General features: G+C 71.3%; 8 protein-coding genes and 1 rRNA gene. 3 read left to right on the top strand and 6 right to left on the bottom strand.

Going from position 1 to position 14,307, the window contains the following annotated elements; translation table 11 throughout:
• Positions 1-30: 30 nt before the first annotated feature.
• The 6 genes from BLS56_RS13755 to BLS56_RS13730 form a co-directional block, all read right to left on the bottom strand.
• Positions 31-789 (bottom strand): TenA family transcriptional regulator, encoded by a 759-nt coding sequence (locus BLS56_RS13755; RefSeq protein ID WP_091450441.1) that lies wholly within the window; start codon positions 787-789, stop codon positions 31-33.
• Positions 790-849: 60 nt separating this feature from the next.
• The gene (locus tag BLS56_RS13750) at positions 850-1,788 is read right to left on the bottom strand and encodes a beta/alpha barrel domain-containing protein (RefSeq protein WP_091450440.1); all 939 of its coding nucleotides are present in this window, start codon (positions 1,786-1,788) and stop codon (positions 850-852) included.
• Between the two features lie 1,000 nt (positions 1,789-2,788).
• Complete coding sequence (locus BLS56_RS13745; protein ID WP_091450439.1) at positions 2,789-4,291, bottom strand: hypothetical protein; 1,503 nt, start codon at positions 4,289-4,291, stop codon at positions 2,789-2,791.
• A gap of 747 nt (positions 4,292-5,038) precedes the next feature.
• Positions 5,039-5,806 (bottom strand): GNAT family N-acetyltransferase, encoded by a 768-nt coding sequence (locus BLS56_RS13740; RefSeq protein ID WP_091450438.1) that lies wholly within the window; start codon positions 5,804-5,806, stop codon positions 5,039-5,041.
• Positions 5,807-6,080: 274 nt separating this feature from the next.
• Complete coding sequence (locus tag BLS56_RS13735) at positions 6,081-7,655, bottom strand: MFS transporter (protein WP_091450437.1); 1,575 nt, start codon at positions 7,653-7,655, stop codon at positions 6,081-6,083.
• Complete coding sequence (locus tag BLS56_RS13730; protein ID WP_091450436.1) at positions 7,652-8,362, bottom strand: LppX_LprAFG lipoprotein; 711 nt, start codon at positions 8,360-8,362, stop codon at positions 7,652-7,654. The genes BLS56_RS13735 and BLS56_RS13730 overlap by 4 nt, the downstream gene beginning before the upstream one ends.
• A 308-nt stretch (positions 8,363-8,670) precedes the next feature.
• Here BLS56_RS13730 and glnA point away from each other — a divergent pair, with 308 nt between their 5' ends.
• From glnA to BLS56_RS13715, 3 genes are all read left to right on the top strand, one after another.
• Positions 8,671-10,014, top strand: a complete 1,344-nt coding sequence (glnA, locus tag BLS56_RS13725) for a type I glutamate--ammonia ligase (protein ID WP_091450435.1) — start codon at positions 8,671-8,673, stop codon at positions 10,012-10,014.
• 90 nt (positions 10,015-10,104) lie between these two features.
• Positions 10,105-13,674 carry an FkbM family methyltransferase gene (locus BLS56_RS13720; RefSeq protein WP_139190669.1) on the top strand — a complete coding sequence of 1,190 codons (3,570 nt, stop codon included), beginning with the start codon at positions 10,105-10,107 and terminating at the stop codon, positions 13,672-13,674.
• A 467-nt stretch (positions 13,675-14,141) separates the two neighbouring features.
• Positions 14,142-14,307, top strand: a 16S ribosomal RNA gene (locus BLS56_RS13715); the annotation flags it as partial.

Here is a 14,307-nt window from a genome sequence, read left to right as displayed (position 1 = left end):
ACCTCCTGGTCGATTCCGGCGGTGACCCGGCTAACCGGCGTAGTGGAACACCGGCTCGGCCGGGTCGTACGCCTCGCGCAGGATGGCGTCGAAGTGCGCGTGCCGCAGCTCGATGGCCCGCGCCAGCGAGCGCTTCGCCGCGGCCTGCAACTCCGGGGTGTCGCAGTAGCGGGCCAGCATCACCCGCAGCGGCTCGGTGTGCTCGTCCTCAAGCTCGCTGACCCCGGACTCGCCCGCGTCGGCCGACGCGTGGTGCTTGAAGAACTCGTAGCCCCACTCGGGCAGGCCGTAGCGGTCACGCATCACCGCCATCATGCTGGCGCCGCCCTCGTCGGTGATCGGCGGCTGGCCCTCCATCAGCAGCAGCACCGAGGCGACGCCCTCGGTGAAGTGGACGTTGGTGTCGTTGCACGCGGTGCGGTTGTGCTCGATGACCGCGACCGTCTCCGGGAACAGCTCCAGTTCCGGCAGGCGCGCCGGGTCGACGCCGACGGCCTTGCCGAAGTCCTCGAAGGTCTCGACGTGGCGCTTGGAGTTCGACAGCGCGCCGAACTCCTCCTCGTAGGCGTTCTCGATCAGCGAGCGCCGGATCGCCAGGTCGTCCATCCGCGCCGCGACCCCGGTGAGGTTCCTGGTCCACCAGCTCTTGATCGGCCAGCGCTGCTCGACAAAGGTCCGCAGCAGCCGCTCGGTCGCCTTGCCCGCCAGGATCGTCTGGTAGAGCGGGCTGGTGGTCTTCGCCCGCGCGTGGATCATTTCCTCGAGTTCGGCTACGAACTGCTCGGACATGTTTCACTCCTTTGAGGGGAAAGGGGTTTTTCGAGCCGGAAGCGCACTGGGGGAGGATTGTCAGCTTGCCGCGACCGGGCCGCTCGGCCGGGCGTCGACGAGCGCGACCAGCTCCCGTTCCTCGTTCTTGACGAGTGCGGTTTCCTCCATATTGAGGTCGAGCAGACCACTGGCCATCGAATCGAATCGGGCGGCCGCGTCGCGGTCGCAGCGGCGCAGCACGGTCGGCGCCACCCGGGTCAGCGGCGCCATCGTGAACCGGGCGTTGCGCCGCGTCCGCAGATATCCGGCGACCAGTTCCAGGGAAAGGTTGCCGCCGCCTTTCCCGACTCCGCCGATGGAGGCGTCGAGGTAGCGGCAGCCCGCCTCAAGCGCGGTCAGGGAGTTGATGAACGCCAGGCTTAGCCCGTCGTGGGCGTGGAAGCCCAGCGGCACGTCGGTGGCCTCGGCCGCCAGCGCGAACAGTTCGGTGACCTGCGCCGGGAACAGGCTGCCGTTGGAGTCGGCGAGGTAGAACGCGTCGACGCGGTGCCGCTGCGCGAGTTCGGCGGCCGCGCGGACCTGGGCCGGGGCGACCTCGCTGACCCTGATCAGGTTCAGCGTCACCCGCAGCCCGGCGTCCTGCGCGGCGGCGAGGTGTTCGCCCAGGTCGGGCAGCAGTCGCGGGGTGGCGGGGAAGCGGACGACGCTCGCGCCCCCCTCGGCGAGCGCGCGGTAGTCGGCCGGCTCGACGTCGGCGGGCCGGGCCATCACGGTCATGACCACCTGCGGGAACCGTTCCCGCAGTTCGACCAGGTAGTCCGGCGGTGAGCAGTAGGCCGGGCGGGATTTGCCCTCCGCGGTGTGCAGTCGGGGTCGGAAATAGCCGACCTCGCAGAGGAGGATCCGCGCCTGCTCGCACGCCTCGACGACCATGGCCGAGTCTTTTCTCGTCCAGGAGTGCTCGTTCATATATCCGCCGTCGCGCAGGGTCACATCGACCAGGGAAATCCTGTCCATATCGCTCGACACCGTCACCCCCACAGCACCCACCCTCCCGCTCACATCCGAGCGAGTCCGCGCGTAGGGACATTCACGGCGGCATCGCTATTGTCCGGCGGATTCTCCAGTCCACAAAGCGCGGTCTTTCCAGGGAAACACCGCGAAGTTCGCCCACGGCTCTGGAGGCTGAATCTTTCGCGGTTGACCGAAGCTATGCTAAGTGAGCGCCATGGCCCGCTATACCGCCGGACAGGTGTATGGCCGCCGCCGTCCCAAGGGGGAATTCCCACCGAAGGCGGCCTTTGCCCGCGCGGCCGGGGCGGCCTGCCCGGCGAAATGCGAGTCGCTTGACGCGCGGTCAATCGATGGCGGAAAACAGTCGTCGTTCGAGGTCTTCGACCTGCCGACGCGCACCCCGGTCCGAAAAGGACTGATCAACGCCCGCGCCACCAACCGCCAATCACGCAGAGTGATAGCCACCAAGCGGCATGTCGGAAACACGCGTCCGCCCAAAGGAAGCGGAGATCGGGCGAACGTCGCTTTCCGGTCACCCGGTGGTCCTGGGCTGCCCGGTTCCCGCCCGCGCCACCGGCTGACCGGAAGCAGTCGCCGCCCGCCCACCCCACCGGCCAACTGGTCGGGAGTCGGCGGCCAGTTGCGATGCGCGGCCGCGCCCGCACTTCGGGCAGGCAAGCGGGCATCCTCCCCGCCACCAAGCCCCTCACCACCCTCGGCGAACCATCCACGCTGGTCGATTCGGCAGCCCGACACCGACTGCTGACCGGTAAACGGCAGCCACCCAACCACCACACCCGCCTCACCCGCCTGGGGCGAACCGGTGGCGTGGGCGTGGATCGCCTGGCGGTGGCTGGGTTCGCCGAGGCCGTGAGGGGCTTGGTGGTGGGGCGGATCGCTTTCCGGTCAGCCGGTGGTGTGGGCGTGGGCGTGGATCGCCTGGCGGTGGCTGCGTTCGCTGAGGCCGGTGAGGGCCTCGGTGGTGGGGTGGACCGCTTTCCGGTCAGCCGATGGCGCGGGCGCGGCCGGGGACCGGCCAGCGGTGCACGGGTTCGCCGAGGTCGGCGAGGTCGGCGTACCGGCGGACGACGTCGGCCAGTGCCTCGCGGTGCGTGCGCCGTTCCTCGGCCGCTGCCAGCGCGCGGCGCTGCCAGACGGCGCCGGTCTGCCCGGAGCCCACCCGCTCGGCCACGGTCGCCAACAGTGGGTCGCTGTCTTCCGGCGCGGTGCCCGCCCGCCGCAAACCCTGCGCGGCCAAGGGAATCAGCCGCGTGACCAGGTCCGCCGCCGTCCACTTCTCACCCGGCAGCAGGCCCGATGGCCAGGCCAGCGTGCTGCCGATGCCGTCGCGCGCCGCGGCCCGGAAGTTGCCGCGCGCCGCGGCGAACGGCAGCCGGGCGGCCATGTCCGGCAGTTCGTCGCCGAGCCAGATGAGCAGCCCCACCAGGAACGCGGCGTTGGCGGTCATGTCGGCCGCGGTCGGCCCGGACGGCAGCGCGCGCATCTCGACGCGCACGTGCCCGCCGCCCGCCGGGTCGTAGACCGGCCTGTTCCAGGTCCACACCGTGCTTTGGTGCAGCCGCAACTCGTTCAGCGCGGGGACCGCGCCCGCGCGCAACTGGCGCTCGGGGTCCTCTTCGGACAGTTCGCCGAGCGTGGGCCCGTGTTCGCGCACCGTCTCGGCGAACAGCCCGACCACCCCGTCGGTGAGCCAGTCGCGGCCGAACGACACCCGTCCCGGGCGTCCCTGCGCCCGCGCGCGGCGGTCGCGGTCGTCGAGGACTTGCTCGCACAGCGGGATTCGGGACTCGTGCCACAGCCGCTTGCCCAGCAGCAGCGGCGAGTTGCCCGCGGCGGCCAGCGCGGGCCCGGTGGCGAGCTGGGCGGCGTTGTAGTACCGGGTGTAGTCGGCCGGGGCGACGGCCAGGTGGACCTGCCACGAGCAGGTCGCGCCGACCAGGGCGATGCTGCCCCAGTCCAGCCGCACCGCGTCCTCCCCGGCGATGTCGATCGCGAACGGCTCGCCCCGGCGGCCCACCAGCGCGGCGTCGATCGCCGCGTAGCGGGGCAGCGCGGTCAGCGAGTCCGCGGTGAGGTCGGCCGGGCGCAGCGTGGGCAGGGTCCCGATGGGCACGATCCGGGCGCCGAACTGTGCCGCTGCGGCGGCGAGCACGGCCACGCAGTGGTCCATCTCGGCGCGCATCGCCCGGAACGGCGTGTCCGCCAGCGGCGCGGGCGACAGGTTGATCTCGGTGAGGTGGCTGTTGCCCTCGACGACCACCCGCCGGTCACCGGCGGCCTCGACCACCGCGATGTTGGCGGGCAGCGGGGCGCCCCGATCGTCGCAGAGGAACAGTTCGAGCTCCGCGCCGACCGTGCCCGCCCCACCCCCGAACCCCGGCCGCTCGACCAACTCCCGCAACACCGCCAACGACTGGTCCAGCCGCCGCCGGAACAGCGGATCGACTTCCGACACCGCGGCGCGCCCGCTGACTTGAGTACCCATGCCTGTGCCTGCCGATAGGTCGAGGGGAACCCGCGCGCTCCCGAGACGGGAGACCGGGGGTCCAACGGTGCCGGCGGCGTCCCCGCACGGGCGAGCCGGCCGGGCCGGAATCACCCTGTCGCATGAAAGCGTGTTGCCATCCGGCCCCTTGACATTCCCCGTTCCCGGAGCAGACGACGCGCTCCGTCATCCAGCCGTTACGAAGCCAACGGCGATTCGAGTTACCTAGTTCGCCTACCTTGCGTACCCACTTTCCGGCGCGGGCAAGCACACCGAGCCCAGACAGCGCCCCCGTTCCTACCGGGCCCCACCATGGCCGACGGACCTGCCCGTCCGGCCAAGTCCAAGACGGACATCGGCCACCTGCCGTCTAGTTCGACGAGCGGCCGGAATACGCGATGCGGTGTGGCGTGGTCGCAAGATCGGTGAGGCGGGAGCTGGTTGCCGCCCAGCGCGGCCATCGGTCGTGTGGGGAGTGGTCGCAGTGATGTGGGGTGGTCGCAAGGCCAGTGAGGCGGGAGCTGGATGTCGCCCAGCGCGGCCATCGGTCGTGTGGGGAGAGCTGGTTGCCGCCCGGCGCGGCCATCGGTCGTGTGGGGAGTGGCCGCAACGTGGTGGCGTGGTCAGGAGGCCGCAGGCTGGGGAGTCGCTCGCCTGAGCGGGTGGGGAGGCCGCCGCCGAGATCGGGAGGGTGGTCACCTGCCGGTTGGCTGGTTAGCGGCCGGGACGGTGTCAGCCGCCGACCGGTCAGAGGAGGCGCTGGAACACGTGCGCCTGCGCGATGTCCCGGTAGCCCATCCGCCGGTACCACGCGCGCGGCCAGCCGGTGGCCTCGGCGATCAGGTACCACAGGTCCGCCCCCGCGTCGTGGGACCGGTGCAGCGCCTCGGTCACCAGTTGCCGCCCGAGGCCCCGTCCGCGGCTTTCCGGCCGGGTGACGACGTTCTCGAACTGGGCCACCCCGTCGGCGACATACAGCTCGCCGCGCGCCAACACGTCCCCGAGTTCGTCGCGCACAGCCAGGAACGTGACGTCGGCCCCCAGGGAGCACAGCAGCACCCGGTCGGTGAGCTGCGCGATCTGCTCGTCGGTGTCCTCGGGGTAGTCCGCCCGCCAGTCCCGCAGCAGCGACGGCCGAAGCTCGTCGAACGCGACCGCCTCGACCTGGCCGCGCCCCCGTTCCGGCAGCACCCCCGAGTGCGCCATCGTCACGATCCGCTCGTGCGTCTGGTACCCCGCCGCCGCGAACACCGCCGCCGCCGCTGCCCCCTGGGCGTCGTCGATCACCTGCACCAGCCGGTGGGAGTACCCGGCCAGCACGTCGTCGGCCGCCGCCACCACTTCCTCGGGGTCGACGGGCTCGGTGACCACGACCTGATTGTGCTGCCACGAGGCGGGATAGTCGCTCTGCACCAACGCGTACCCCCACCCCAGGTCGACCACCCCGCTCGCCTGGGCCTTGGTGAAGCGCTCCTCGAACCCCCGGATCCGGCTCCCCACCGCGCTCGTCTGCATAGCCCCGATGATGGCCGCAGCGGCCTCCCGCACGCCATCGGATTGCCACGGGAGCGGCCGCCGTCACGTTCGCCCCCTCTGGGAAGCGACCCCGGTTGTCCACTGTGGACAAGCTGCCAGGGGCGCGTCGCCGACCCTGGACCTCGCGGCGACCGGTCGCCGCCGTCCTACGCCCCGGCCGGCCCGGCGCGGGCCGAGCCTGCCCGCGGGGGCGGGACGTGGACGATGGCGACCGCGCCGCCGAGTCCGTCGTGCTGCTACTTCGCGACCGGCATCAACCCGCCTCGGGTTGATCGGCGCTGCCCCCGCCCGGGACAGCTGCCCGACTGGTGATCAGGAGAGCGACGAGCGCTCCCGCCGCGCACACGATCGCGGTGATCAGGAAGATGTCGGTGTACTGGGTGAGCAGCGCGTTCTTCACCGCCGCCTGGTAGTCGGCGATCTCCCGGGCGGCGACCGCGGGGTCCTTGCCGAACGGCAGAGGGACGTTCAGGTTCGCGGTCAGGCTGTGGAACCGGTGCAGTCCCCACGCCGACAGGGCCGCGACGCCCACCAGCATCCCGGTCATCCTGGCCACGACAACGCCTGCCGAGGCCACGCCGTGGCGCTCGGACGGCACGACGCGCAGGACGGCGGCCGACAGCGGCGCGATGACCAGGCCGAGCCCGAGGCCCGCGATCACCAGGTCGGTGTCGACCCGGGGCAGGCCCAGGGCGTGCGGTGACGACAGCGGGTCCATCGGCCACGCCGACATCAGCAGGTAGCCCGCGCCCGCGATCAGCATCCCCGCGACCGACACCCACCGGTCGCCGAAGCGCCCGGCCAGCGTCCCGCCAAGAACCGCGCCGACGGGCAGCGCGACCAGGAAGCGTAAAAGCAGCAGGACGCCGCCCTGGTCGTCCGCGCCGAGCAGGGTCTGGGCGAACAGGTCGACGTTCACCAGCGTCACCATCAGCGCGGCCCCGGCCGCCACCGACACGCCCAGCGCGGCCAGGAACGGGCGCATCTCGACCCCGGCCGGGTCGATCAGCTTCGTGCGGGCGCGCCGCTCCCACAGCAGGAACGCCACCAGCGCGACCACGGCCCCGGCCAGCAGCGGCGGCCCCCACGGCGGCAGCACCGCCGTGCGCGGGTCCGGGTTGTAGAGCCCGATCACCGCCAACCCGAGCGTGACCGCCAGCAGCAGCCCGCCCACGACGTCCACCCGCACCGGGTCCGCCGCCTTCCGGTGGGCGGGCACGGTGACCTGGATCGCGGCCATCGCCAGCACCGCCAGCGGCACGTTCACCCAGAACACGCCCCGCCACCCGCTGACCCCGAACGCGTCGCCCCACAGCGGCAGGCTCGCGACCGCCACGCCGTAGAGCGGCCCGAGCACGCTGCCCAGCTCCTGCGCCGCGCCAACCGTCCCGAGGACCGTCGACCGGCGCCGCTCGCTCCACAGGTCGGCGGCCAGCGCCATCGTCACCGGCAGCAGCGCGCCACTGGCGACGCCCTGCACGACGCGGCCGGTCACCAGCACCGTCAGGTCGGCGGACAGCGCGGTGATGACCGACCCGGCGAGGAACCCGAGCAGGCACAGCTGCAGCAGCAGCTTGCGCCCGAACCGGTCGGAGGCCTGCCCGAGCAGCGGCATCGCCGCGATGTAGCCCAGCAGGTACCCGGTGACGATCGGGGTGACCTTCTCCAGCCGGTTCACCGGGATCTGCAAGTCCTCGATGATCTGCCGGATGACGCTGACGACCACGTAGGTGTCGAGCGCGCCCAGCAGCACGGCCAGCCCGCCCGCGCCGATGGCGACGGACCGACCGCGCCTGCCGGTGGCGGTGGCGGTGTCGACGAGGGTCATGGCGCGGTGATCGTGACTGGCTTGCCCACGTCGGACAGCGTCAGGTCGACGGAGGCGGGCTTGCCTTCGCCGCCGGGCAGGGTGACCGTCGCCCGGACCGGCTGCTTGTTGTCCTCGCGTACCCAGACCGACACGTCCACGTCGCTGCTCACCCCGGGCACGACGACCGAGACGACGTCCTTGGCGACCTTGCCGGACACCTTGAACGCCGAGACGCCCTCGACGGTCTCCTTGGCCTCGGTGCGCGGCTCCTGGACCTGCTTGAGGACGTTCGCGATGCCCTTGTCCGGGTTCAGGATGGCCGACGGGTCGTAGATGGACGAGCTGAGCGCGGCCGGGTACTTCTGGAAGCCCCCGGTCGGGCCCTTGATGTAGAGCGAGCCGTCGACCAGCACGAACTCGCCCTCGATGAGCTGCCCGAGCAGCGTCAGCCGGACGGTGCCCTTCGCAGCCCCGGACGGCCCGCCCTCGCGGGTCAGGTCGCCTTCGGCGTTCTGCACCGGGATCGCCGGGACCGTCCCGTTGACCGTGAGGGTGAAGTGCGCGCTCTTGACGTCGCGGGTCGCCGCCGAGGCGTCGCTCAGCAGCGACGCCCCGTCGGGCAAGGTGCTCGTGTCGCCCGCGGGCGGGCTGTCCGACGATGTGCAGCCCGACGCGAGCACGGCGACGAGTGCGAGGGCTCCGAGGAAGATCCGGCGCATGACCATGAGCGAATCGTAGGCTGCCCGCGAAGGGGTCCTCGAAAGTTATCCACAATCCCCAGGTCAGCGGGCCAGAAAAGCCGTCCGGCCGGGTGCCGGGACACCTGGCGGTCGACGTTCGGCATGGCCGACCCGATCGTGTGCGGCTGGCGCGCGCCGCTCACTCAGGGGGAGACCCGCGACGACCTGCGCGGTCGCGTCCGCGCCTGACACGAGTGCGGGCCTCCGCGTGTCGCCGAGTCGAGGGTCACTGCGGACCACGTCACAGGGACTCGGTAAAGCGCGCGGGGGCGGTTGATGTCTACGCTGCGCACATGGATCGCCAGCAAGAATTCGTCCTTCGCACGCTCGAAGAGCGAGACATCCGGTTTGTCCGGTTGTGGTTCAGCGACGTGCTCGGCTTCCTCAAATCGGTCGCCGTCGCGCCAGCCGAGCTGGAGGGCGCGTTCGCCGAGGGCATCGGCTTCGACGGCTCGGCGATCGAGGGCTTCTCCCGGGTGTACGAGTCGGACATGATCGCCAAGCCCGACCCGGCGACCTTCCAGGTGCTCCCGTGGGAGACCCCGGAGGGCGAGCCGTACTCCGCGCGCATGTTCTGCGACATCGCCATGCCCGACGGCTCGCCGTCCTGGGCCGACCCGAGGCACGTCCTGCGCCGCACCCTGTCCAAGGCCAGCGAGGCCGGGTTCACCTGCTACGTGCACCCCGAGATCGAGTTCTTCCTGCTCAACGACCTGCCCGACGATGGCCGCGAGCCAACGCCCGCGGACAACGGCGGCTACTTCGACCAGGCCAGCCACGCGACCGCGACGCACTTCCGGCGGCACGCCATCGAGACCCTGGAGGCCATGGGGATCTCGGTCGAGTTCAGCCACCACGAGGGCGCCCCCGGCCAGCAGGAGATCGACCTGCGCTACGCCGACGCGCTGACCATGGCCGACAACGTCATGACTTTCCGGTACGTCGTGAAGGAGGTCGCGCTCACCCAGGGCGTCTACGCGTCCTTCATGCCCAAGCCGTTCTCCAACCAGCCCGGTTCGGGGATGCACACCCACGTGAGCCTCTTCGAGGGCGACCGCAACGCGTTCTACGACAGCGAAGACCCGTACCAGCTCTCCGCCACCGGCAAGGCGTTCGTCGCGGGCCTCTTGCGGCACGCCCGGGAGATCTCGGCGGTGACGAACCAGTGGGTCAACTCGTACAAGCGCCTGATCGTCGGCGGTGAGGCGCCCACCGCGGTCTGCTGGGGCCACGCCAACCGCTCGGCTCTTGTCCGGGTGCCGAACTACTCGCCGAGCAAGGCGTCCTCGCGCCGCGTCGAGATCCGCTCCCTGGACTCGGCGTGCAACCCGTACCTCGCGTACTCGGTGATCCTCGCCGCTGGCCTCAAGGGCGTCGCGGAGGGCTACCCGCTGCCGCCCGCCGCGGAAGACGACGTCTGGTCGCTGTCGGAGGCCGAGCGCCGCGCCGCCGGTTACGCGAACCTGCCGCAGAACCTGGGCGAGGCGCTGGCCGAGATGGAGAACTCGGAACTGCTCGCGGAAACCCTCGGCGAGCACGTCTACGACTACTTCTTGCGCAACAAGCGCACGGAGTGGGACTCCTACCGCCGCAGCGTCACTCCGTACGAGCTGCGCACGCTGCTGCCCATGCTCTGAGCGGCGGCGACGCGAGATGACCACGCTCCGGGATCGACTTCGCTCGACCGGGTGGCGCAACGGAGAGCGTGGAGCCGTTAGGTTGGCGCCGTGCCCGACGCGCCCCCCGCAGACGCCGTGACGCCATTGCTCGACTGTCCCATGGTCGCTTGCACGGTGGTCGCCGCCGCGGACTTACCGGCGGCGCGAGTCACCGCCCGCTCGTTCCTCGACCACCACCCGTCCGCCCGATTCGTCACTCTCCTGGTGGACGGTGAACGGCAGGCCGAGGACCGGGCGGACGAGGTCCTGGTCCCCGAAGACCTCGGCATCGGCCCGGCCGAATTCGCCGTCCTCGCCACCGGCCACACGGCCCGCGAGGCGTGCGCGGCGCTGCGCCCTCGACTGCTGGAGTGGCTGCTAGGCAAGCACACCGCCCCGGTGCTCTACCTCGACCCGTGGGTTCGCGTCTACGGCCCGCTCATCGGCTCGCTTACCGCGGCGCTCACCGACGCGGTCGTGGTCCTGGTCCCCAAGGTGCTGCGCCCGCTGCCATCGGACGGCCTGCGGCCCACGCAGGAAGACCTGCTCGCCGCGGGCGTCTACGACGAGGGCTTCGTCGCCGTCGCGCGCGGAGCCGAGCAGTTCCTGCACTCGTGGGCCGAGGTCTGCCGCACCGAGCCCGCCCGCGCGGGCGGTTTCCTCGACGGCGCCCCCGCCCTGGTCGACCACCGCGTCCTGCGCGATCCCGGACTGGGCCTGTCCCGCTGGAACGCGGGCCAGCGCCCGCTCGCCAAGGACCCCGAACGCGGGCTCACCGCGGGCGGCTCGCCGCTGCGGGTGGTCAACTTCGCGGGCTTCGACCCCGACCGGCCCTGGCTGCTGACCGCCGAGTTCGCCGACCACCCGCGGGTGCTGCTTTCCGAGCACCCGTTGCTCGGCAGGGTCTGCGCCGACTACGCCGCCGAACTCGGTGACGACGAGGGCCCGCCGCCGAGCGTCCGCTTCGGCAGGCTCGCCGACGGCACGACCTTCCCGGCCCCGCTGCGCGCCGCTTACCGCGCCGCGCAGAGCGGCCCCGCCGACGCCCGTCCGGCGGCGGCGGGCGCCGACCCGGCCGCGTTCCTGCTCTGGGCCTGCGCGCCGGTCCCGGACCTCCCGGACGCGACGCGCTGGGCCGTCGCCCTCTGGGAGGACGACCCGGGCCTGCGTGAACGCTTCCCCGACCCGTTCGGCGAAGACGCCGCCGCCTACCGCGACTGGTGCGCTACCGATGCCATCTTGGCCGGGCGCCTGCACCAGCGCGCGGTCCCCGGGCAGCACGGTTTGGACGTCGCGCTGATAGACCAGATCGGCGTGTCGGTCATCGGCGCGGGCCCGCTCGCTGACCGGGTTCGTCTTGCCGCGGAGGCGTCAGGGCTACCGGTGTCCAACGAGCCCGTCTACCCGGTAGTGCTTACCTGCAACGGGATAGGCGGGGTCCCCCGGAACCGGCATGTCATCACCGTGCGTGACGAGTTCGCCCCGGTCCCGTTCCGCGCCGACGAGCGCTGGCTGGTCTGGCCCGCCGCCGCCCCGGCCCCCGACGGCGTCGCAACGCACATCGTCCCGCTGCCGGTCGCCGACCCCGGCGCCCGCGACGACATCGCCCGCGACGACGCCAGGCACGCCCTCGGCTTCGGGGCCGAACCAGCCTTCGTCGCCATGGCCGACCACGCCGACGACCTGCTGGCCGCCTTCGCGGCCGCCTTCCCCCAGCGCGCCGACGTGCGGCTGATCCTGCTGGTCCCGGCCTCGATCGCGCGTACCGGAGCCGCGGAACGGCTCCGGCTGAGCACCGCGGCCGAACCCAGGGTGCGGCTCGTGGTCGACGAGTCCGCCTTCCCCCGCGCGATCGACGCGGCGGACTGGGCGGTGTCGGTGCACGAGCCGAACGGCCCGGACTCCGCGCGGGTGAACCGCTGGCTTACCGACGTCTCGCTACGCGGAGTCCCGATCATCACCGTCGCGGGCGGGACCGCGGTCGAACTCCTCGGCGCCGACACCTGCGTCGCTCTCCCGGTGGACGAGTTCGCCGCCGACACCATGGTCGCGGGGGCGATCCGGGACCTCGCCGACGACATCGCCACGGCGGACAAGATCGGCTCGGCCGCGCGTGCCCACGTGCTGGAAAGACTCGCTCCCACCGCTACCGGGGCCGCTGTCCGCAGACGGGTAGAGCTGGCCTACCGGAGTTGGCGGGCGGGCCGCGCCCTCACCTCGGCCGCCGAGGACGACCCGCTGCACGCCCTGCGGGCGGCCAGGCACGCCCTGCACCGCAGGCCGGACCCCGACGTCGGGCACAAGATCCCGATGGCCCCGCAGATGCGCCGGGCCGTGCTGCGCGTGCTCAACCACTACGACGCGCACCTGACCTCGGTCCTCGCGTCGCTGATCGACGGCATCGAGCGCACAGCCGTCGAGCTGGTGGAACGCCAGGAGCGGCTTTCCACCGCCGGGGCGGGGCTGGACGCCGACCTCTTGCGCGCCGACCTCGACCTCGTCGTGGAACGCACGACCCAGGTCGCGAAACAGGCGTCGGTTACCGGCGAAGAGGTCGCGCGCCTGCGCGGGGAGCTCGCCGGTAATGCCCGAGCGGTGGGGGAGCTGTCCGGCCAAGTGCGGGAAGTGGCGAGCCGGGAACGCGCGGACACCGGCGACGAGGTGCGCAGGCTCGCCGACGCGCTTGCCGCGAGCACCGCGCGCATGGACGCCCTGGAGAAGCGCCTCGCCGAACAGCGGGCCGAGCAGGAGAGCAGGCTCGTCCAGGGCTCGTGGTCGGCCGAGCAGGCCCTGCGCACGACCGACGCGCTGCGCCGGGTGGTGGTCCGCCAGCACGAACGGGGGACCGCCGCCGAGGTGCCCAGCTCGCTGGTGCTGTGCGACGCGGGCCTGCTCAGGCTGCCCGCGCAGGACAGCGTCATGTCCGCGGTCTTGTCGAGCAACGGGGTGTGGGAGCCGGAGGTCGCCGAGCTGGTCGACTCGCTCATCGAGCCCGACAGCGTGTTCCTCGACGTGGGCGCCTACGTCGGCTACCACGCGATCCGGGTGCTGAGCAGACTCGGCTCCAGCGGCACCGTGGTCGCGGTGGAACCCGACCCGGACGCGGTGAAACTGTTGCGGCACAACGTGTCCGAGAACATCGCCGACCCGGTGGCCGAGCACCTGGTGGTGGTGCGGGCCGCGGCATGGGACAGCCAGTCCGCCCTGGTGGGGGCGCCTGCGGGCGGGGGCGGCTACGCCGTCCGACCCCAAGATCCAAAAACAGTGACCACCACCACATCAGGTGAAGTCGCCGTGCCGGGCGTGCGGCTGGACCGCGAACTGGAGGCGCTGGCCGCCACCCGGGAGCGGCGCCTGTCGGTCGTGAAAGTGGACGTTCCCGGCCGCGGCCACCGGGCTCTGGGGGGTCTCGTGCGCAGGCTGCGCAAGGACCGGCCGCACGTCGTCTGCGCCGTCGACGCCGCTCTGACCAGCGGTTTCGGTGACGACCCCGCTGTGGTCCTGCGCGAGTTCCGCACCTGGGGCTACGAGCTCGTGCGCCTGGGCGAACAGCGGGCCGTCGCGGTCGATGACGCGGTCGACGAGGTGGTCTCCGGGCAGCTGCGCACCCTGTGGCTGCGACCCCTCACAAGCCGCTGACCAGCCGATTTGACTTCGCGTTTGCGCCTGAGTAACTTTCTCCATGTCGCACGGAGCGCCGGACGGAACAGGACGCAAGAGCCTGGCGGGGACGGACTCGGGAGACAAGGCCTCTGGTAGTCTTCAGAGGCTTGGAACTTCCACCGGGTCGAGCGGGTTGACACCGCGAAGCGAACCGGGTAACGTTCTGCGGCGTTGCCAGCACCGAGACTCCCTGCCAAGGATCTTCCGATCCAACGCGGGCCGCCCCGGTGCGGCGAATACAAAACTTGGAGCAATATCAGCCTCGGATGAGGTCGCCTTGTTTGGCGGTTGATTCGGATGTGCGTGTGTTGTTTGAGAACTCAACAGTGTGCCGATTTAAGCCAGTAGAGCTTGAATGATTGAACCCCTTTTGTGGGTTCCTTTGAGATGATGGATTGATGCCAGTTTTTGGTGTCGTTTGTCAGGATGTGCCAAACAATTCATTATTGGAGAGTTTGATCCTGGCTCAGGACGAACGCTGGCGGCGTGCTTAACACATGCAAGTCGAGCGCTGAAGCCCTTCGGGGTGGATGAGCGGCGAACGGGTGAGTAACACGTGGGTAATCTGCCCTGCACTCTGGGATAAGCCTGGGAAACTGGGTCTAATAC

The sequence above is a fragment of the Actinokineospora iranica genome (genome assembly GCF_900101685.1).
GTDB lineage: Bacteria > Actinomycetota > Actinomycetes > Mycobacteriales > Pseudonocardiaceae > Actinokineospora > Actinokineospora iranica.
Note: the sequence above shows the minus strand (reverse complement) of the source record. Positions and strands in the feature narration are given on the sequence as shown.

Coding starts and splice junctions, on each gene's coding strand:
- BLS56_RS13745 (WP_091450439.1), bottom strand. CDS start 4,291: ATGGGTACTCAAGTCAGCGGGCGCGCCGCGGTGTCGGAAGTCGATCCG.
- BLS56_RS13755 (WP_091450441.1), bottom strand. CDS start 789: ATGTCCGAGCAGTTCGTAGCCGAACTCGAGGAAATGATCCACGCGCGG.
- BLS56_RS13730 (WP_091450436.1), bottom strand. CDS start 8,362: ATGGTCATGCGCCGGATCTTCCTCGGAGCCCTCGCACTCGTCGCCGTG.
- BLS56_RS13735 (WP_091450437.1), bottom strand. CDS start 7,655: ATGACCCTCGTCGACACCGCCACCGCCACCGGCAGGCGCGGTCGGTCC.
- glnA (WP_091450435.1), top strand. CDS start 8,671: ATGGATCGCCAGCAAGAATTCGTCCTTCGCACGCTCGAAGAGCGAGAC.
- BLS56_RS13750 (WP_091450440.1), bottom strand. CDS start 1,788: ATGGACAGGATTTCCCTGGTCGATGTGACCCTGCGCGACGGCGGATAT.
- BLS56_RS13740 (WP_091450438.1), bottom strand. CDS start 5,806: ATGCAGACGAGCGCGGTGGGGAGCCGGATCCGGGGGTTCGAGGAGCGC.